Raw genomic sequence first — 18,199 nt, 5'->3', positions numbered from 1 at the left:
CCGCCGGCTTGCGGGACAAAAAAGGGCGGCCCTTGGGCCGCCCTCGCTCAGCGCGCCGGACCGGTTAGCGGTCCCGGTCCCTTCCGCCGCCGCCGGGCGACCGTCCGCCGTCGCTCGGGCCCATCCGGTTGAACTCGCGCCCGCCGCCGCGGTCGAAATCACGCCCGCCGCCGCGATCGCCGCGATCGACGTCGCGTCCGCCGCCGCGGTCGCCGCCGAAGTCCGGCCGGCTCGGCCGGTCGGGGCGGTCCGGCCTGTCGGGCCGTCCGGGACGGTCGCCGTCCCAGCCCGGCCGGCCGGGCCTGTCAGGACGGTCCGGCCGCCCGCCGTTCCAGTCCGGACGGCCGGGACGGTCAGGCCGACCCGGGCGACCGGGGCGGTCGCCATGCCAGCCCGGCCGGCCGGGGCGTCCCCAATGTGGCGGCCGCGGCCGGTGCGAGCCCCGCCAGCCCGGGCGGCCGGGTCGGTAGCCGTACCAGCGACCGCCCCAGTAGTAGCTGCCGTCGTAGAAGTACCAGGGGCGGTTGTCCCAATAGCCGCCGATGGAGAGGCCCGAGACGAACACGTCGTCGTCCGGCTCCTCGATCACCACGGTGGAGCGCGATCCGCCGCCGATGTCGAGATAGCTGGCGCTGGCGAAGCCGGAGCCGGCTCCGGTATCGATCTCGCACCAGGAGCCGGTGCAGCCGATGACCTCGACCGTTTCGCCCGGCCGAAGCGTGTCGACGACGGCGTAGCCGGTTCCGGGGCCCGAACGGACGTTGACCGAGGCGGTCGCCGTGGCGGGGGCGGCCCAGGCGGCGCCGGCGGACATCGCCAGCGCGCCCGAGGCGCAGAGCAGACGCTTGAGTAGGGGTGACATGCGGGACTCCTTACGTTCCCTGTGATGCGCCGGAACCCCCGCCCGCCCGCGAGCCGCCCGAAGCGACGCTACAACGCGCCGATGCGCCGCCGAGTTTCACGCGCCGATTGTGGGATTTCGTAGGCAGGCGCGGTCGGAGTATCCGGCGCGATGGAAGAATTCCGCGACCTGCCGCTAAGGGCCTGAGGCCGCCGCTCCCGCGGTCGGGCCGCGCGGCCTCCAGCCGGGAGTGCGCTATTGCTCGGTCTTGACCTGCTGGACCGCGACGAACAGCAGCTCGGCCATCTTGCCGCGGATCGTCTGGTCGGGCTCGGACACGCCGGCGCGGTCGAAGTCGCGCCGCAGCTTACGGAAAACGTCCTCGTCGCCGGCCTCCTCGAAGTCGGCCAGCACGACCGCCTTGGCGTAGGCGTCGGCGGCGTCGCCGGTCTTGCCGAGCTTCCCCGCCGCCCAGAGGCCGAGCAGCTTGTTCCGCCGCGCATAGGCGTAGAACCGGATCGCTTCGTCATGGGCGAACATCGCCTCGAACGCCTGCTCGCGTTGGTCGAAGGTAGTCATCACACGTCCTTTTTGGCGGTCACGCCGCCACGCATCGCTCCATCCGTGCGACTACACCGCGCAATTGTGGCGAAGACAACGCGACCTTCGCATTCTCCCGTCATTCGTTCGTCTTGGCAGAGCGAGCGCCCGGCCTTACATTCGGCCAAGCGTCGCTGGCCCATGGCTCCGCCGCCGCGACCGACGCGAAAGGCCCGCAATGAACCCGAACTTCCGGAACTTCGCCCTCTGGGTGATCATCGTTCTGCTGCTGCTTGCGCTGTTCACTCTGTTCCAGAACCCCGGGCAGCGGGCGCAGACGAACGACATCTCGTTCAGCCAGCTCCTGACCGAGGTCGACAACGGCCGCGTGCGCGGCGTGACGATCGAGGGGCCGAACATTTCGGGCCAGTACACCGACGGCACGCAGTTCCAGACCTACGCGCCGAACGATCCGTCGCTGGTGCAGAAGCTCTACGCCAAGGGCGTCGCGATCACCGCGCGTCCGCCCGGCGAGAGCATGCCCTGGTTCGTGGCGCTGCTGCTGCAGTGGCTGCCGTTCATCGCGCTGATCGCCGTCTGGGTGTTCCTGTCGCGCCAGATGCAGGGCGGGGCCGGCAAGGCCATGGGCTTCGGCAAGTCGAAGGCCAAGCTTCTCACCGAGGCGCATGGCCGCGTGACCTTCGAGGACGTGGCCGGCGTCGACGAGGCCAAGGACGACCTGCAGGAGATCGTGGAGTTCCTGCGCGATCCGCAGAAGTTCCAGCGCCTCGGCGGCCGCATTCCGCGGGGCGTGCTGCTCGTCGGACCTCCCGGCACCGGTAAGACGCTGATCGCGCGCGCCGTCGCCGGCGAGGCGAACGTGCCGTTCTTCACGATCTCGGGCTCCGATTTCGTCGAGATGTTCGTGGGCGTCGGCGCGAGCCGCGTGCGCGACATGTTCGAGCAGGCCAAAAAGAACGCGCCCTGCATCATCTTCATCGACGAGATCGACGCGGTCGGCCGCCATCGCGGCGCTGGCCTCGGCGGCGGCAACGACGAGCGCGAGCAGACGCTGAACCAGCTCCTCGTCGAGATGGACGGCTTCGAGGCGAACGAGGGCATCATCCTCATCGCCGCGACCAACCGTCCGGACGTGCTCGACCCCGCGCTGATGCGTCCAGGCCGCTTCGACCGCCAGGTCGTGGTGGGCAACCCGGACATCATCGGCCGCGAGAAGATCCTGAAGGTCCACGTCCGCAAGGTGCCGCTGGCGCCGGACGTCGACCTCAAGACGGTCGCGCGCGGCACGCCGGGCTTCTCCGGCGCCGACCTGATGAACCTCGTCAACGAGGCGGCGCTGCTCGCCGCACGCCGCTCGAAGCGCATGGTCACCTCGGCCGAGTTCGACTCGGCCAAGGACAAGATCATGATGGGCGCCGAGCGTCGCATGGTCATGACCGACGAGGAGAAGAGGGTCACCGCCTATCACGAGGCCGGCCACGCCATCGTCGCGCTCTACACGCCGGCGAACGATCCGATCCACAAGGCGACGATCATTCCGCGCGGCCGCGCGCTCGGCATGGTCCAGTACCTGCCGGAGAAGGACCAGATCTCGATCTCCTACGAGCAGCTCACCTCGCGCCTCGCGATGGCGATGGGCGGGCGCGTGGCGGAGGAGGTGTTCTTCGGCGACGACAAGGTGACGGCCGGCGCCCAGTCGGACATCCAGATGGCGACCAACATCGCCCGCGGGATGGTGACGCGCTGGGGCTTCTCCAAGGAGCTCGGCACCGTCGCTTATGGCGAGAACCAGGACGAGGTGTTCCTCGGTATGTCGGTCGCGCGCCAGCAGAACGTGTCCGGCACGACGATGCTGAAGATCGACAACGAGATCAAACGCTTCATCGACGAGGGCTACGAGACCGCGCGGCGGATCATCACCGAGCACAAGGACCAGATGGACCAGCTCGCCAAGGCGCTGCTCGAATACGAGACGCTGACGGGCGAGGAGATCAAGGGCCTGCTCGCCGGCAAGCCGCCGGTGCGCGACGCCGCCGACGAACCGCCGGCCCCGCGCGGCTCCGCGGTGCCGACCGCGGGCAAGCCCCGGCCGCGGCCCGACAGCGGGCTGGAGCCGCAGCCGCAGGCGTGAGGCTGACGGACGAACAGATGAGGCCGGGAGCGATCCCGGCCTTTTTCTTTGCGCGGGTTACGCCTCCAACCGCGCCGTAACCATCGCTCACGCTTTTTGAACCCGTCTTGCGCTATCATCGCGCTATGACTGACCATGGGCCATGCGCGGCCATCGCTTCGCGCGCCGGGAGAAACGCTTCATGACGCGCAAGTATTTCGGCACCGACGGCATCCGCGGCCAGGCCAACAAGTTCCCCATCACGCCCGACTTCGCGATGAAGGTCGGCATGGCCGCCGGCATCGCCTTCCGCCGCGGCGACCACCGGCACCGGGTGGTGATCGGCAAAGACACGCGGCTCTCCGGCTACATGATCGAGAGCGCGCTGCAGGCGGGCTTCACCTCGGTCGGGGTCGACGTGCTGCTGCTCGGGCCGATGCCGACGCCGGCGATCGCGCTGCTGACGCGCTCCATGCGCGCCGACCTCGGCGTCATGATCTCGGCCTCGCACAATCCTTTCGCCGACAACGGCATCAAGCTGTTCGCGCCGGACGGCTACAAGCTGTCCGACGAGGACGAGCTGGAGATCGAGGCGCTGCTCGACGCCGACCTCGGACCGAAGCTCGCCTCCTCCGAGACTCTCGGCCGCGCCAAGCGCATCGAGGGCGCGCAGGCGCGCTACATCGAGTTCGCCAAGCGCACGCTGACCCGCAACCTTTCGCTCGAGGGCCTGCGCGTGGTCGTCGACTGCGCCAACGGCGCCGCCTACAAGGTCGCGCCCGAGGCGCTGTGGGAGCTCGGGGCCGAGGTGGTCGCGATCGGCGTGGAGCCGAACGGCATGAACATCAACAAGGACGTGGGCTCGACCGCGCCGAACGCTCTGATCGCCAAGGTGCGCGAGACCCGCGCGGACATCGGCATCGCGCTCGACGGCGACGCAGACCGCGTCATCATCGTCGACGAGAAGGGCCATGTGGTCGACGGCGACCAGCTCATGGCGGTGGTGGCGCAGTCCTGGGCGGAGGAGGGGCGGCTGTCCGCGCCGGGCCTCGTCTCGACCATCATGTCCAATCTCGGGCTCGAGCGCTATCTCGCCTCGCTCGGCCTGACGCTCGAGCGCACGCCGGTCGGCGACCGCTACGTGGTCGAGCGCATGCGCGCGCAAGGGTACAATCTCGGCGGCGAACCCTCGGGCCACATCGTGCTGTCGGACTACGCCACCACCGGCGACGGGCTCGTCGCAGCGCTTCAGCTCCTCGCCGTGGTGCAGAAGGCCGACCGCCCGGTGTCGGAGATCTGCCACCGCTTCGAGCCGCTGCCGCAGATCATGAAGAATGTGCGCTACAAGTCGGGCCGCCCGCTCGACGATGACGCCGTGCGCGCCGCGATCGCGGCTGCGACTACGCGGCTCGGCCATGACGGCCGCCTCGTCATCCGCCCGTCCGGCACCGAGCCGGTGATCCGCGTCATGGCGGAGGGAGACGACCGCGACCTCGTCGCCGACGTGGTCGACGGCGTGGTCGACGTCATCACCAAGGCCGCCGCCTGACACGACCGCGAAGGCCTATCGCAGTCCGGGCGACTCTGCTCGGGCTGTGGCCTCAGCCCTCCCAGTCCCTCATCCCCATCGGCCGCATGCGCCACATGGCGCGCAGCTAAGCCAGCCCATTTTGTCGACCGCTGACTTCATCCGCGCCGCGCCGCTGCGTGCGCAGTGTGTCCCTAATACGCCAGTGCATCGGGGCAGAAGCGACGCTTACGGTTAAAGGTTAAGGTTAAGCGCTCTTTAACGAATACACGCCAAAGTCAGCCTCATTACAGACAAGCGTTCGCCTTGGTTCGCGAGGCGGTCGCCCAATCGGGGACATGGCGGTATGGCCAGACTTTCGACCTACGCGCTTGCGGGCGCGCTCCTTGTTGCGCTCGCGCCGGTCGCGGGTCATGCGGCCGATCTGCCGGAGCCTCCGCTGCTGGAGCCGGTCCCGGAGCCTGTCGAGTTCGGCTCGGCGTGGTATCTGCGCGGCGACGTCGGCTACAAGGTCTATCGCGACCCGGACACCCGCTTCCACGGCACGAAGTTCAAGGAAGAGGACCTGAACGACACCGCGGTCATCGGCGGCGGCGTCGGCTACAAGTTCAACGAGTGGTTCCGCGCCGACGTGACGCTGGACTACGAGTTCAAGTCCAAGTTCGACGGCAAGCTGGACTGCTTCGGCTGTACGACCGCCGGGCTCTACAGCGACGAGCGCGCCAAGATCTCCGCGCTCACCCCGCTGGTGAACGTCTACGCCGATCTCGGCACCTGGTATGGCATCACGCCGTACGTCGGCGCGGGCATCGGCGCCTCGTACATCATGGTCGACAACTACCGCTACACCAATCCGAACGGCACCGGCGGCAAGATCAAGGGTGACAACAACTGGGACTTCTCCTGGGCGCTCATGGCCGGCATCGGCTACAACGTCTCGGAGAACTTGGTCGTCGACGCCGGCTACCGCTACCTGAACCTCGGCGACGGCAAGACCAAGAAGTTCGGCGGCGTCAACGACAAGCCGGTCAAGTTCAAGGACCTCGAGGCCCACGAGTTCCGCGTCGGCGTGCGCTACATGATCGACTGACGAGCCCTTCGGCTCATCTTTGTGAGAACTGCGATGGCGGGGTCGTGAGGCCCCGCCATCGGCGTTTACGGCCCGGGAAGCACGTCCTGCAAGGGCCGCGAAATTAGCTTGACCGCCGCAGGCGTCGATCCTAATGCTCGCGGCGGGCCACCCCTCCCCAACGAGGGGCTGACCATCTGGAAGGATGGACCATGACGATTGCAGCTCCCGCGGGCCGCCCCGCCAATCCCAATTTTTCGTCCGGACCCACGACCAAGCGCCCCGGCTGGTCGCTCGACGCGCTGAACGGCGCGGCGCTCGGTCGCTCGCACCGCTCCAAGGCCGGCAAGGCCAAGCTCAAGCAGGCGATCGACCTCACCCGCGAGGTTCTCCAGGTTCCGGCGACCCACCGCATCGCCATCGTTCCGGGCTCCGACACGGGAGCCGTGGAGATGGCCATGTGGGCGCTGCTCGGCGCCCGCGGCGTCGAAGTGCTGGCCTGGGAGAGCTTCGGCGCGATCTGGGTGACCGACGCGGTCAAGCAGCTCCGTCTGCCCAACACCAAGGCCTCCGTCGCCGAGTTCGGCAAGCTGCCGGACCTCGCCGCCGTCGATTTCGACAGCGACGTCATCTTCACCTTCAACGGCACCACCTCCGGCGTCCGGGTCCCGAACCACGACTGGATCCCGGCTGACCGCAAGGGCCTGACCATCTGCGACGCGACTTCGGCCGCCTTCGCGATGGAGCTCGACTACGACAAGCTCGATGTCGTCACCTTCTCCTGGCAGAAGGTCATGGGCGGCGAGGCGGCGCACGGCGTCCTGATCATGGGCCCCCGCGCGGTCGAGCGGCTGGAGAGCTTCACGCCGGCCTGGCCGCTGCCGAAGCTGTTCCGTATGACGAAGAACGGCAAGATCGACGAGGGCCTGTTCCAGGGCGAGACGATCAACACCCCGTCCATGCTCTGCGTCGAGGACTACATCGACGCGCTGAACTGGGGCAAATCGGTCGGCGGCCTCAAGGGCCTGATCGCCCGCGCCGACGCCACCGCAAAGGTGGTCTACGACTTCGTCGCGCGCACGCCGTGGCTCGGCGTGCTGGCCGAGGACCGCGCCACCTGGACCAACACCGGCGTCTGCCTGGTCTTCACGGATCCAGCCGTCGCGGCGCTGCCGAAGGCCGAGCAGGCCGAGTTCGCCAAGGCCTTCGTCGCGTTGCTTGAGCGTGAGGGCGTCGCCTTCGACTTCGGCTCCTACCGCGACGCGCCTCCCGGCCTGCGCATCTGGTGCGGCGCGACGGTCGAGGCCTCGGACGTCGCGGCGCTGCTGCCCTGGCTCGAATGGGCCTATGCGCAGCTTACGCCGAAGCTCGCCAAGGCGGCCTGAGCCTTCCCGGCGCGGCAGGCTCGGCCGTTCGCGACGAAAAAAGACGCGTCATGCCCGGCGAAGCCGGGTATCCACGACTTCGGGCGCAAGCCCACTGTCGTCTCAAGTCGTGGATGCCCGCGAAGGCGGGCATGACGACGCGTTTTTCCATCCGAACGTATGAAGCCCAGCCCGGAGCCCACCTCATGTTCACGCCCGAGAACGCTCTCGAACGTTCGCTGATCCGCGCGATCGAGGAGCCGGCGCACCGCGTCGCTTTTCTCAAGGAGTTCCTCGACGCCGAACTGTCCTTCGCGCTGCTCGATCCGGCGGATGGAAAGGGCGGCGGCTATGCGGTGCCCGAAGTGACGCACGAGGACCTGAGCTTCGTGCCGATTTTCACCGCCGACAGCCGCGTCACGGCGATGTTCGGCGAGGAAAGGCTTCTGATCGTCCGGCAGTCGTTCAAGCAGATCGTCAGCCAGATCGAGGACGCGAACTTCGTCCTTAATCCGGGCTCGGACTACGGCCACGAGTTCATGGCGGAAGACGTCGCGGCCATGCTCGAGGGCGACTTCGAACGCGCCAACGAGGGCTTCGACGACGCGCCCGACGTCGGCGACGAGGACGCCGGAGAGCTCCCGACGCTGGTCGGGCGTCCCGACCCGATGCCGACCCATCTCACCGCGCCGCTCGCCGCGCTGTTCGCGACGACGCCCGAGGTCACCACGGCGCACATCGCGCAGGCGCTGTTCGCCGACGCCGACGGCGTCAAGCGCCTCGTGATCGGGCTCGGGGTCGAGAGCGATCTCGACGCCGTGCTCGACCGCGTCGAGGAGGTGCTGGAGAACGTCGCCCGCCCGACCGACACGATCGATTTCGTTCCCGTCCCCGGCTCGCCGCTCGACGCCTATTTCGAGCGCGACGTGCAGCCGTTCTATCGGAAAACCTGAGCCGGCCCCGCGAGGGGCGGCGAACACGAAAGACGAGCCTATGGCCCCCCGCGTCCTCATCTCCGACAAGCTGTCCCCGGCCGCGATCCAGATCTTCAAGGACCGCGGCGTCGAGGTCGACTTCCAACCCGATCTCGGCAAGGACAAGGACCGGCTCGCCGCCGTCATCGGAGGCTACGACGGCCTCGCCATCCGCTCGGCCACCAAGGTCACGCCGAAGATCCTCGCCAACGCCGAGCGCCTCAAGGTGATCGGCCGCGCCGGCATCGGCGTCGACAACGTCGACCTGCCGGCCGCGACGGCGAAGGGCGTCATCGTTATGAACACGCCCTTCGGCAACTCGATCACCACCGCCGAACACGCCATCGCGATGATGTTCGCGGTCGCCCGCGAAATTCCCGCGGCGGATGTGTCGACCCAGGCCGGCAAGTGGGAGAAGAACCGCTTCATGGGGGTGGAGATCACCTCCAAGACGCTCGGGATCATCGGCTGCGGCAACATTGGCTCGATCGTCGCCGAGCGCGCGATCGGCCTGAAGATGCGCGTCATCGCCTTCGATCCGTTCCTGTCGCCGGAGCGCGCGCTCGACCTCGGGGTCGAGAAGGTGGAGCTCGATGAGCTGTTCGATCGGGCCGACTTCATCACCCTGCACACGCCGCTGACGGAGAAGACGCGCAACGTCATCGACGCCAAGGCTCTGATGCGGATGAAGAAGGGCGTGCGTATCGTCAACTGCGCCCGCGGCGGCCTGGTGGACGAGAAGGCCCTGCGCGACGCGCTGGACGCCGGCCATGTGGCGGGCGCCGGCTTCGACGTGTTCACGACCGAGCCCGCGACCGAGAACCCGCTGTTCGGCCATCCCGCGGTCGTGTGCACGCCGCATCTCGGCGCCGCGACCTCGGAAGCGCAGGAGAACGTAGCGCTGCAGGTGGCCGAGCAGATGTCCGACTACCTGCTCCGCGGCGCGGTTTCGAACGCGGTGAACTCGCCCTCTATCACCGCCGAGGAGGCGCCCCGGCTGAAGCCGTTCGTGGCGCTCGCCGAGAAGCTCGGCTCCTTCGCGGGGCAACTCACTGAGAGCGGGATCACGGCGATCCGCATCGAGTACGAGGGGCTGGTCGCGGACATGAACACCCGCGCGCTGACCTCGGCGGCCGTCACCGGGCTGCTGAAGCCGCAGCTCGCCGACATCAACATGGTCTCGGCGCCCGTCATCGCGCGCGAGCGCGGCGTCGCAATCGAGGAGGTGCTGCGCGAGGAGGCGGAGACCTACGACAGCGTCATCCGCCTCACCGTCACCGCCGGCGACCTCACCCGGCACGTCGCCGGCACGGTGTTCGCCGACGGCAAGCCGCGCATCATCGACATCAAGGGCATCGAGATCGAGGCCGCCTTCGGGCCGTCGATGCTCTACGTGACCAACGAGGACAAGCCGGGCTACGTCGGCGCGCTCGGCGCGACGCTCGGCGCCGCGGGCGTCAACATCGCGACCTTCAATCTCGGACGCGCCGCGCAGGGCGGCGACGCCATCGCCATCGTCCAGATCGACGGCGAGATCCCGGACGCCGTCGTCGCCCAGGTCCAGTCGCTGGAGCACGTGAAGCAGGCTCGCGCGCTCAGGTTCTGAGCGCGCGAGCTCCGGCTCACGCGGTGCGGTCGACGCCGGCCTTCGGTTCGGCGGGCGCGGCCTCGGCGGATCCCGGCTTCGGGCCGCCGCGCGCCACGCCGACCATCGCCGGCCGCAGCAGGCGGTCGCCGATCACGTAGCCGTCCTGCACCACCTGGACCACGGTGCCGTTCGGCACGCTCGGGTCCGGCGCCTCGAACATCGCCTGGTGGAAGTTCGGGTCGAACGGCTGGCCCTTCGGGTCGAGCTTGGCGACGCCGTGCTTGTCGAGCGTCTTCAGCAGCTCGCGCTCGGTGAGCTCGACGCCCTCGACCAGCGGCTTCGCCGCCTCGCCGGCGGACCCTGAGGATTCGAGCGTGCGCCGCAGATTGTCCGCGACCGACAGCAGGTCGCGCGCGAAGGCGGTCAGCGCGTACTTGCGGGCGTCCTGAACCTCGCGCTCGGTGCGGCGGCGAAGGTTCTCCATCTCGGCGTGGCTGCGCAGGAAACGGTCGCGCAGGTCCGCGACCGCGGCCTCGAGCTCGGCGGTCCGGTCGGCCGGCGCGGCCGGTTCGGTCACCTCGGGCTCGACCGTGCCGTCCGCGCGCTGCTCGTCGGTCGCGGCGGCGGCGTTCGTCGGGGCCTCGTCGGCGGTTTCGGTCTCGGGGGTGCGGGGCGAAGTCGGGTCCGGCATCGCGCGCCTCTTGCAAGTCGTTCACGGGAAGGGGAAGCGAGCCCGATATCAGGCGGCCGGCGCCGAAAATCAAGCTCCGCCGCGCCCGAGCGCCGTCAGTCGATCCGCACCTCGGCCGAGGCGGTCGCGCCGGTCGCGTCCGTCACGGTGACGCGGGCGAAGCCGGGTCCGGAGACCGGCCACAGCGTCTCACGCCGTCGTTCGGGCGGCAGCGGGCGTCCGTCCACCAGCCAGCGGAACGGCGCCACGCCGCCGGCCGCCTTCAGCGCCAGCTCGGCGCCGCCGTCGAGCTCGACCCGCGCGCCGTCCGGCGGATAGGCGACCACGAGCGGCGAGCGGCCGGGCTCCGCCTCCGGAAGGCTCCCGAAGGGTCGGAAGCGGCGCAGCGGCGCGGGCAGGTCTGCGGCGGCGACGGTCGTCTCCGCCGGGGCGGGGCCGAGCGGCGCGATCCCGCCGCCGAGCCGGGCGAAGGCGTCGAACAGGATCGGCGCGGCGGCGTCGCGCCCGACGAGGCCCGCGCTCGAGGCGCCGTCGGGCCGTCCGACCCAGACCGCGACCACGCGGCGGCCGTCGAAGCCGACCGCCCAGGCGTCGCGGTAGCCGTAGGAGGTGCCGGTCTTGAAGGCGATGCGCCCGCCGAGCGCGGCTTCCGGCGGCGGGCTCTTCAGCAGCGCCAGCGCGACCTGGGCCGCGGCGACCGGATCGACGAGGCGTCGCCCGGCCGCGCCCGGCTCCGCGAGACGCGCCGGGTCGTCGGTCAGCGGCACGGTTGCGCCGCCGCGGGCGAGCCCGGCGTAGAGCGTGGCGAGGTCGACGAGCCGCACACCGACGCCGCCGAGCGCGACCGCAAGGCCGGGCGCCTCGGTCCCCGGCAGCGAGACCTCGGCGCCGGCCGCGCGCAGCCGCGCGACGAAGCGCTGCGGCCCGACCGCCTCCATCAGCGCCACCGCCGGAATGTTCAGCGACAGCGCCAGCGCCTGCGCGCAGCTCACCGTGCCGTGGAAGCCCTCGTCGAAGTTGCGCGGCGCGTAGGAGCCGAAGCGGGCGGGGCGGTCCTCTATCAGCGTCGCCGGCGCCGCGATCCCGTTCTCGAAGGCGAGCGCGTAGATGAAGGGCTTCAGCGCCGAGCCCGGCGAGCGCACCGTGCGGGTCTGGTCGAGCCCGCCGGCCCGGCTTGCGTCGAAATAGTCCGCCGCCCCGACGCTCGCCTCGATCGCGCCGGTGGCGTGGTCGGCGACGAGGATGGCGGCGGACAGGCCGGGGCCGAGGGCGCGCGCCCGGTCGCGCGCCAGCTCCTCCAGCGCGTGCTGGGCGTCGCGGCGGAGGGTGAGCCCAACGACGCCGCCGGGCCCGGCGCGGCGCGCGGCGGCCTCCGCGGCATGGGCCGCGAGGTTCGGGAACGCCCGCCGCCCGGACGGCGTCGTCTCCTCCAGGGCGTGGGCGGCCTCCGCCGCGGTGATCGCGCCGGCCTCGGCTAGCCGGTCGAGCACGCGGTCCCGCGCGCGGCGGGCGGCGGCGGCGTCGCGGTCCGGCCGACGCGCCTCGGGCGCCTGCGGGATCGCGATCAGCAGCGCGGCTTCCGCGATCGAGAGCCGGGCGGGCTCCTTGCCGAAATAGGCGAGGCTCGCCGCGCGCACGCCCTCGAGATTGCCGCCATAGGGCGCGAGCCGGAGATAGAGGTCGAGCACGCCGTTCTTGCCGACGGCCCGTTCGAGCGCGAGCGCGGTCGCGGCCTCGTCGAGCTTGCGGCGCAGCGTCCGCGCTCGGTCCGGGTTCAGCAGGCGAACCACCTGCATGGTCAGCGTTGAGCCCCCCGAGACGATGCCGCCATGCTTGAACGCCTGCGCCGCGGCGCGGGCGGCGGCGAGCGGATCGACGCCGGGGTGCCGGAAGAAGCGCTTGTCCTCGTAGGCCGTCAGCAGCCGCACGAAGCGCGGGTCGACCGCCTCGCGCGCGACCGGCAGCCGCCAGGCGCCGTCCGTCGCCGTGAACGGGCGCAGCAGCCGTCCGTCACGGTCGACCACGAGCGTCGACAGCGTCTCGGCGCGGCCGGGGGAGGGGGCGGCGTAGCCTCCGAGCGCGACCGCCGCCGCCCCGCCGCCGACGAGGGCCGCGAGCAGGCAGCCCGCGGCGAGGCGGGCAGGGCGCCCGTAGGCGCTCACCTCGCCGTCACCTCGATCCGGCCCGCGCCGGTGCGGGCGAAGCGCTCGGGCCGGTACATGTCCTCGACGACGGCCGCGGGCTGCGCGAACTGCCCCGGCGTCACCGCGCGGACCACATAGGCCGCGGAGTAGACCGCGTCGCCGCCGGCCTCGCGCTCGAAGGCCGCGACGAAGCGGTCGTCGAGGAACTCCGAATGCGCCGCGGACGGCTCCTCGCCGAGGAAACCGAGCGCCGGCAGCTTCGCGCTGGAGACGAGCTCGGGATTGTCGATCTCGAATCCCGCGGGTAGCCGGTCGACCACGAGCACGCGGCCGGGCCTCGGCTCGGGCTCCGTCACCCGCAGCACGACCACGAGGCGCGTGTTCTGAGCGACCTTCGACGGGTCCACCTCGACGCCCGCGGTCGTATAGTAGCGTCGCTCGAGGTGGAAATCCCGCTCCGCAGGCGGTTCTGGCGAGGCCGGTGCGCCGCGCACGGTGACGACGGCCTCAAGCGGCGTCTGGCCGGCGTTGACGATGCGCGACGGCCCGGCGGCGAGCCGCTCCGGCGGATAGGTCTCAGTGAGCGCCCCGGTCCGCGCCGCGCCGTCGACGGTGAGCGAAAGGTCGGCGCTCTGCGCCCGCAGGCCCCGCGCCGCGAGCAGCAGCCAGGCGTTCTCCTGCGTGGACAGGTAGGAGCGCTGGGCGCGCGCCTCGCCGATGCGGCGGAGGGCGAGCGGCGTGACCTCGGCGCCCGCCCGCGCCTCCGAGGCGAGGGCGACGACGCCGGCCTGATCGCGCAGGCCGGAGCCGAAATCGGTCCGGGCCTGGTCGTCGTCGAGCGCGGTCTCGGCGGCGGCGAAGGCCTTCTCGGCGCGTGTCCGGTCGCCGATCTGCGCCAGCGCCGCGCCGATCTGCGCCCGCGCCAGCGGGCTCGCGAACTCGCCGATCTTCACGTCGGCGAGGTAGCGCAGCTCGCCCACCAGCGCGCGGCCGGAACGGGCGAGCACGTAATGGGCGTAGGCGACGTCGGACTCCGTGGAATCCTGCCTGAGGCCGATCGTGTTGCGCAGGTTGTCGAGTGCGAGCTCGAGCGCCTTCGCCGGCACGTCGGCCTTCGCGGTCCGGGCGCGGGCGAGCACGTCGGTGACATAGGCGTCGAGCCAGAGGTCGCCGCCGCCCGCGGACCACAGTCCGAACGAGCCGTTTCCGTCCTGGCGCGACAGCACGCGGGCGACGATGTCGCCGATCCGCTGCTTCACCTCCTCGGGCGATGCGCCCGCCGTCCGCGACGACAGCCCGAGCTCGTCGCCGTAGATCAGCGCGACCAGCCGGCTCGAAAGCTGCTCGGAGCAGGCGTAGGGGTAGCCGTCGAGCGCGAGCTTGAAGGTCGCGGCGTCGAGCGCGCCGGGCCGCCCGACCGAAAGCGCGACCGAGCCCGTGCCGGGCACGATGTCGGCCAGCATGTCGTTCGAGACGGTGACGCCCGCGCCCTTGGCGAGCGCGACGACGCTGCGGCGGGAGATCGGCGCGGTCGCGGGTTTCACGTTGAGCGCGAACGCCTGGAGGTAGCTGCGGCCATCCGGGCCGCTCAACGCCACGTCGATGCGCGCGGGGCCGACGCCTTTTGCGGTCAGCGGGATCTCGACCGCCGTCCGCGCCTTGGCCGCGAGCGTGACCGCCTTCGGCGCGGCGCCCGCGGTCAGCGGCCCGGAGACGGCGACCGTCAGCTTATGCTCTCCGGCGGGGCCTGCGACGTTGTCGAGGTCGAGCCTGAGCCGCGCCCGGTCGCCGTCGGCGAGGAAGCGCGGCAGCGCCGCCTGCACCACCACGGGATCGGCGACGACCACGTCCTTCGCGGCGTTGCCGAGCTTCGTCCGGCTCCAGGCGACGGCCATCAGCTTCACCGTGCCGTTGAACGCCGGAAGCTCGAAGGCGACGTTCGCGACCCCGTCGGGGCCGGCGGGCACGAGGCCGGAGAACAGCGCGAGCGGGGCCTGCGTCGGCGTGTCCTGCAGTCCGCCGGCGCCGGCGCCGTCGCCGCCGGAGCGGATGCGCCCGGCCTTGGCGCCCATGCCGTCGATGAGCTGGCCGTAGAGGTCGCGGATTTCGCTTGCGAGGCGGCGCTGGCCGAACACGGTCCTGTCGGGCGCCGGTGGCTTGTAGCCGGTGAGGTTGAGGATGCCGACGTCGACGGCGGCGACCGTGACATAGGCCTGCTCGCCGCTCGCGAGCCCCGAGAGCTTCACCGGGACGGCGAAGGGCTTCCGCGGCTCGCCGGCGTCGGGGACGTCGAGGCTGACGCCGATGGTGCGGTCGCGGGCGTCGACGGCCGCATGCGCGACGCCGATGGCGCGGCCCGGCATGCGGCTCGCCTTGGCGTCGAGCGCGCGGTGCACGAAGGCGACGACATAGGCGCCGGGCCGCCAGGCTTCCGTGACCTCAAAGCCGACCGAGGCGCCCTTGTCGGAGACGTCGAGCGTCTTCTGCGCGATCACGCCCGCGCCCACCACCAGCAGGGTCGCCCGTCCCGCGAATCGGGAGGACAGCGTCGCGGTCGCGGTCTCGCCCGGCGCGTAGGCCGCCTTGTCGAGCGCGACGTCGAGCATGTCGGGCGTGTCGGTGGACGCCGCGGCGTAGAAGCCGGCGTCGAAGGTCACGCTCGTCGCCGGCCCCTGCGGATCGGCGGAGGAAACCTCGAGCCGGTAGCGGCCGTAGCTTACCTTGGCGTCGATGCGCGCGGGCCGGTCGGCCGCCACGTCGATCGCGCCATCGGCGATCCGGCGGGTGCGGGTGACGGTCTCGAAGTTCCAGCGCCCGTTGGTCGCGTACCACTGGTACGAGGTCTCGAGCTGCACGAGCTGCCACGTCAGGCCCTTTGCGGCGAGCGATGCGCCCTCGGGCGAGGCGACCTTCACGTCGAAGCGGGCGTTCTCGCCGTCGCCGACGCGGGACGCGAACAGCGGCTTGACGCCGATGCGGTCGCCCTTCGGCGCGATCGGCAGGACCACCGTGCGCTCGAGCGTCCGGCCGGAGGGCTCCGCGAGCCGGAGCGCGACCTCGGCTTCGAGCGGCCGGGTCGTCTCGGGCAGCGTCGGCTCGGCGACGACGACGGACGCCTTGCCGGCCGCGTCGGTGCGGCCCGGCGCGTCGATCGGCGTGCGGGTCGGCGCGACCGTCTCGTCGGACAGGCCGAAACGGTAGCCTTCGAAGCCCGGCGGGGTCGCGTCGCTCGCCCGCACCGTCAGGTCGCCCTCGATCGCGAGGTCGGCGGCCGGCGCCCCGTAGAGCCAGCGCCCGTCGATCGCCACGGTCGCGCCGCGGGCGCCGAGCGCCTTGGCGTCGGTCGAGAGCTTCAGGTCGAGCCGTTCGGGCACGTAGTCCGCGACGAGGAAGGTGGTCGAGCCGACCGGCGCGGCCTTCGCGTCGGCGTAGGCGTCGACGCGCCACGTGCCGCCCATGGCCTGGTCGACGAGAAGGATGTCGAAGGTCCGCCCGCCGGCGGCGGCGTCCGCGAGCACGGCGCGGCGGTCCTCGACGCCGTCCGGCCGGCTGACGACGAGGGTCAGCGGCAGGCCGTCGACGGCCGCTCCCTTGTCGTCGCGCAGCAGCGCGGTGACGTGGACCGTCTCCTTGGAGCGGTAGACGCCGCGTTCGGCGAACACCTGCGCGTCGAGCGGGCCGGGCGCGGCGCGGCCGCCGACGCCGCGGTCGGAGAGGTCGAAGCCCGGCTTGGTGAGGTCGAGGAAGCCGTAGTCGCCGCCCTTCGCCGCCACCAGCACGGCGGGCGCAGAGCCGCCGGAGCCGCGGGTGAGCCCGGCCTCGAAGGTCACGAAGCCGTCCGCGTCGGTGGTGCGGGTGGCGAGCACCTCGTTGTCGCGCGCCACGAGCTTGAGCTCGACGCCGGCGAGCGGCCCGGCGGAGGCGAGCGAACGGGCGAAGGCCTTGACGCCGTCGGTTCCCGACACCGCGGTCAGGCCGAGGTCCGACACCACGAACCACTGGGTGGCGCGGGCGTCCCAGGGTTCGGGATCGACCGCGCCCTTGGGGCTCGCGACCATGACGTAGACGCCGGGCTTCAGGTCCGGCGCCGCTTCCGAGACGGGGAAGGCGGTGACGACGTCCGCGTTCTGCTTCCGCTCCACCGCGAGTTCGCCGGAATAGACCAGTGAGGCCGTGTCGCTCCTCAGCTTGTCGACCGCCTCGCCGTCGAGCTGGCGCTGGAAGTCGCCGGACACGACCGAGGGCGCGAGGTTGCGGTCGCCGACGCGGAACAGCTCGACCTCGACCGCGTCCACATTGACCGAGACGATCGGCAGCCCCTGCTGGCCGGTCGAGGGCAGCACGTAGTTGCGCCCGGTGAAGCGCGCGGCGGGCGCGCGGTCGCGGACATAGATGCGGAAGTCCTTGGAGGCCGGCAGCGTCTCGTCGACCTCGGACGGCAGGCCCTGCCGCACGGTCAGTTCGTAGGTCTCGCCGTGCTTGAGGCCGTCGACGCAGATCTGCGTGTCGTCGGCGGTGACGGCTGGCGATTCGACGCCCTTCAGCGCGACGTAGGGCGCGAAGTCGATCCGGCCCTGCGCCAGCTTCTCAGAGAACTGAACGCAGGCGCGCGGGGATGCCGCCTCGGCGTCGACGGAATAGTCCAGCGCGCGGAAGCCGTGCTCGGCGCGCAGCCTGTCGTAGGCCGCCTGCACCTCGGCGCTCGGCTGATCCCTGAGGCTCGCCTTGTAGGCGTCGAGCGCCGGACGGAACTCCTCGCGGAAGATGAAGGCGTTGGCGAGCACCGCAAGCGCGCGGGCGCGGGTCTTGGCGTCGCCCGCGAGCTCGTAGGCGCGCCAGGCGGCGCCGGCGGACTGCTCCTTCAGGGTCTCGCGTTCGGAATAGTCGTCGGTCTGCACGCGCGACAGCGCGATCGACAGGTTGCGCCACGCCTGCTCGTTGTTCGGGTCCTTGCCGGCGGCGAGCGCCATGCTGACCGCCGCGTCGCGCCACTGGCCGGCGCGGACCTGCGCGACGCCCTGCTTGATCAGCTCGGCGGCGGGCCGCGCGTCGGACGCCGCCTCGCGCGCCAGCCGGGCGGCAAGCTTCAGCGCGCTGTCGCGGGCGTCCTTGTTCTGGAACCCGTCGGTCGCGGCGAGGACCGGAGCGGAGAAACCGGCCGCCGTCGCGGCGACCGCCGCAGCCGTCAGCCCGACGAAGCCGAGCGTCCTGAACATCCGCAGCATGACCGCGCCCTCCCCAGAGCGGACGCCGCGTGCAGGACGGGCGTCGTTGGGAGCCACGATAGCGCCGGCGGGCCGGCCGCGAAATGGCGCTTCCGGTTTACGAG

11 protein-coding genes are annotated in these 18,199 nt (G+C 71.3%); 6 read left to right on the top strand and 5 right to left on the bottom strand.

Translation table 11 applies throughout. The annotated features are described in order from the left end of the window. Positions 1 to 64 precede the first annotated feature (64 nt). Positions 65 to 862 (bottom strand): SH3 domain-containing protein, encoded by a 798-nt coding sequence (locus tag PKE78_RS08150; protein ID WP_271200375.1) that lies wholly within the window; start codon positions 860 to 862, stop codon positions 65 to 67. A gap of 234 nt (positions 863 to 1,096) precedes the next feature. Then, positions 1,097 to 1,420, bottom strand: coding sequence for a DUF1476 domain-containing protein (locus PKE78_RS08145; protein ID WP_271200374.1), 324 nt, complete (start codon positions 1,418 to 1,420; stop codon positions 1,097 to 1,099). A 199-nt stretch (positions 1,421 to 1,619) separates the two neighbouring features. Here PKE78_RS08145 and ftsH point away from each other — a divergent pair, with 199 nt between their 5' ends. The 6 genes from ftsH (at position 1,620) to serA (ending at position 10,053) form a co-directional block, all read left to right on the top strand. Further along, entirely contained in the window at positions 1,620 to 3,533 is a 1,914-nt protein-coding gene (gene ftsH / locus PKE78_RS08140) for an ATP-dependent zinc metalloprotease FtsH (protein WP_271200373.1), read from the top strand. 181 nt (positions 3,534 to 3,714) lie between these two features. Further along, the gene (gene glmM, locus PKE78_RS08135) at positions 3,715 to 5,061 is read left to right on the top strand and encodes a phosphoglucosamine mutase (protein ID WP_271200372.1); all 1,347 of its coding nucleotides are present in this window, start codon (positions 3,715 to 3,717) and stop codon (positions 5,059 to 5,061) included. 325 nt (positions 5,062 to 5,386) lie between these two features. Beyond that, complete coding sequence (locus PKE78_RS08130; protein ID WP_271200371.1) at positions 5,387 to 6,130, top strand: outer membrane protein; 744 nt, start codon at positions 5,387 to 5,389, stop codon at positions 6,128 to 6,130. Positions 6,131 to 6,321: 191 nt separating this feature from the next. Further along, complete coding sequence (locus PKE78_RS08125) at positions 6,322 to 7,494, top strand: phosphoserine transaminase (RefSeq protein ID WP_271200370.1); 1,173 nt, start codon at positions 6,322 to 6,324, stop codon at positions 7,492 to 7,494. Between the two features lie 185 nt (positions 7,495 to 7,679). Next, positions 7,680 to 8,426 carry an enhanced serine sensitivity protein SseB C-terminal domain-containing protein gene (locus tag PKE78_RS08120; protein ID WP_271200369.1) on the top strand — a complete coding sequence of 249 codons (747 nt, stop codon included), beginning with the start codon at positions 7,680 to 7,682 and terminating at the stop codon, positions 8,424 to 8,426. 40 nt (positions 8,427 to 8,466) lie between these two features. Then, positions 8,467 to 10,053, top strand: coding sequence for a phosphoglycerate dehydrogenase (gene serA / locus PKE78_RS08115; RefSeq protein WP_271200368.1), 1,587 nt, complete (start codon positions 8,467 to 8,469; stop codon positions 10,051 to 10,053). Between the two features lie 16 nt (positions 10,054 to 10,069). Here serA and grpE read toward each other — a convergent pair whose 3' ends face one another. The 3 genes from grpE to PKE78_RS08100 all read right to left on the bottom strand — a co-directional run bounded on the left by grpE (position 10,070) and on the right by PKE78_RS08100 (position 18,095). Further along, positions 10,070 to 10,726, bottom strand: coding sequence for a nucleotide exchange factor GrpE (gene grpE / locus PKE78_RS08110; RefSeq protein WP_271200367.1), 657 nt, complete (start codon positions 10,724 to 10,726; stop codon positions 10,070 to 10,072). A gap of 95 nt (positions 10,727 to 10,821) precedes the next feature. Beyond that, positions 10,822 to 12,888, bottom strand: a complete 2,067-nt coding sequence (pbpC, locus tag PKE78_RS08105) for a penicillin-binding protein 1C (RefSeq protein WP_271200366.1) — start codon at positions 12,886 to 12,888, stop codon at positions 10,822 to 10,824. After that, entirely contained in the window at positions 12,885 to 18,095 is a 5,211-nt protein-coding gene (locus PKE78_RS08100) for an alpha-2-macroglobulin family protein (protein ID WP_271200365.1), read from the bottom strand. The genes pbpC and PKE78_RS08100 overlap by 4 nt, the downstream gene beginning before the upstream one ends. Positions 18,096 to 18,199: the final 104 nt, after the last annotated feature.

It is taken from the genome of Methylopila turkensis (assembly GCF_027922325.1).
GTDB classification, from domain to species: Bacteria; Pseudomonadota; Alphaproteobacteria; order Rhizobiales; family Methylopilaceae; genus Methylopila; species Methylopila turkensis.
The sequence above is the reverse complement of the archived record's forward strand: the minus strand, read 5'-3'. Positions and strand labels throughout refer to the sequence as shown.

Bases quoted from the DNA above. Each gene is read 5' to 3' on its own strand.
- glmM (WP_271200372.1), top strand. From the start codon at position 3,715: ATGACGCGCAAGTATTTCGGCACCGACGGCATCCGCGGCCAGGCCAAC.
- PKE78_RS08150 (WP_271200375.1), bottom strand. From the start codon at position 862: ATGTCACCCCTACTCAAGCGTCTGCTCTGCGCCTCGGGCGCGCTGGCG.
- ftsH (WP_271200373.1), top strand. From the start codon at position 1,620: ATGAACCCGAACTTCCGGAACTTCGCCCTCTGGGTGATCATCGTTCTG.
- PKE78_RS08130 (WP_271200371.1), top strand. From the start codon at position 5,387: ATGGCCAGACTTTCGACCTACGCGCTTGCGGGCGCGCTCCTTGTTGCG.
- PKE78_RS08100 (WP_271200365.1), bottom strand. From the start codon at position 18,095: ATGCTGCGGATGTTCAGGACGCTCGGCTTCGTCGGGCTGACGGCTGCG.
- grpE (WP_271200367.1), bottom strand. From the start codon at position 10,726: ATGCCGGACCCGACTTCGCCCCGCACCCCCGAGACCGAAACCGCCGAC.
- PKE78_RS08120 (WP_271200369.1), top strand. From the start codon at position 7,680: ATGTTCACGCCCGAGAACGCTCTCGAACGTTCGCTGATCCGCGCGATC.
- PKE78_RS08145 (WP_271200374.1), bottom strand. From the start codon at position 1,420: ATGACTACCTTCGACCAACGCGAGCAGGCGTTCGAGGCGATGTTCGCC.
- serA (WP_271200368.1), top strand. From the start codon at position 8,467: ATGGCCCCCCGCGTCCTCATCTCCGACAAGCTGTCCCCGGCCGCGATC.
- PKE78_RS08125 (WP_271200370.1), top strand. From the start codon at position 6,322: ATGACGATTGCAGCTCCCGCGGGCCGCCCCGCCAATCCCAATTTTTCG.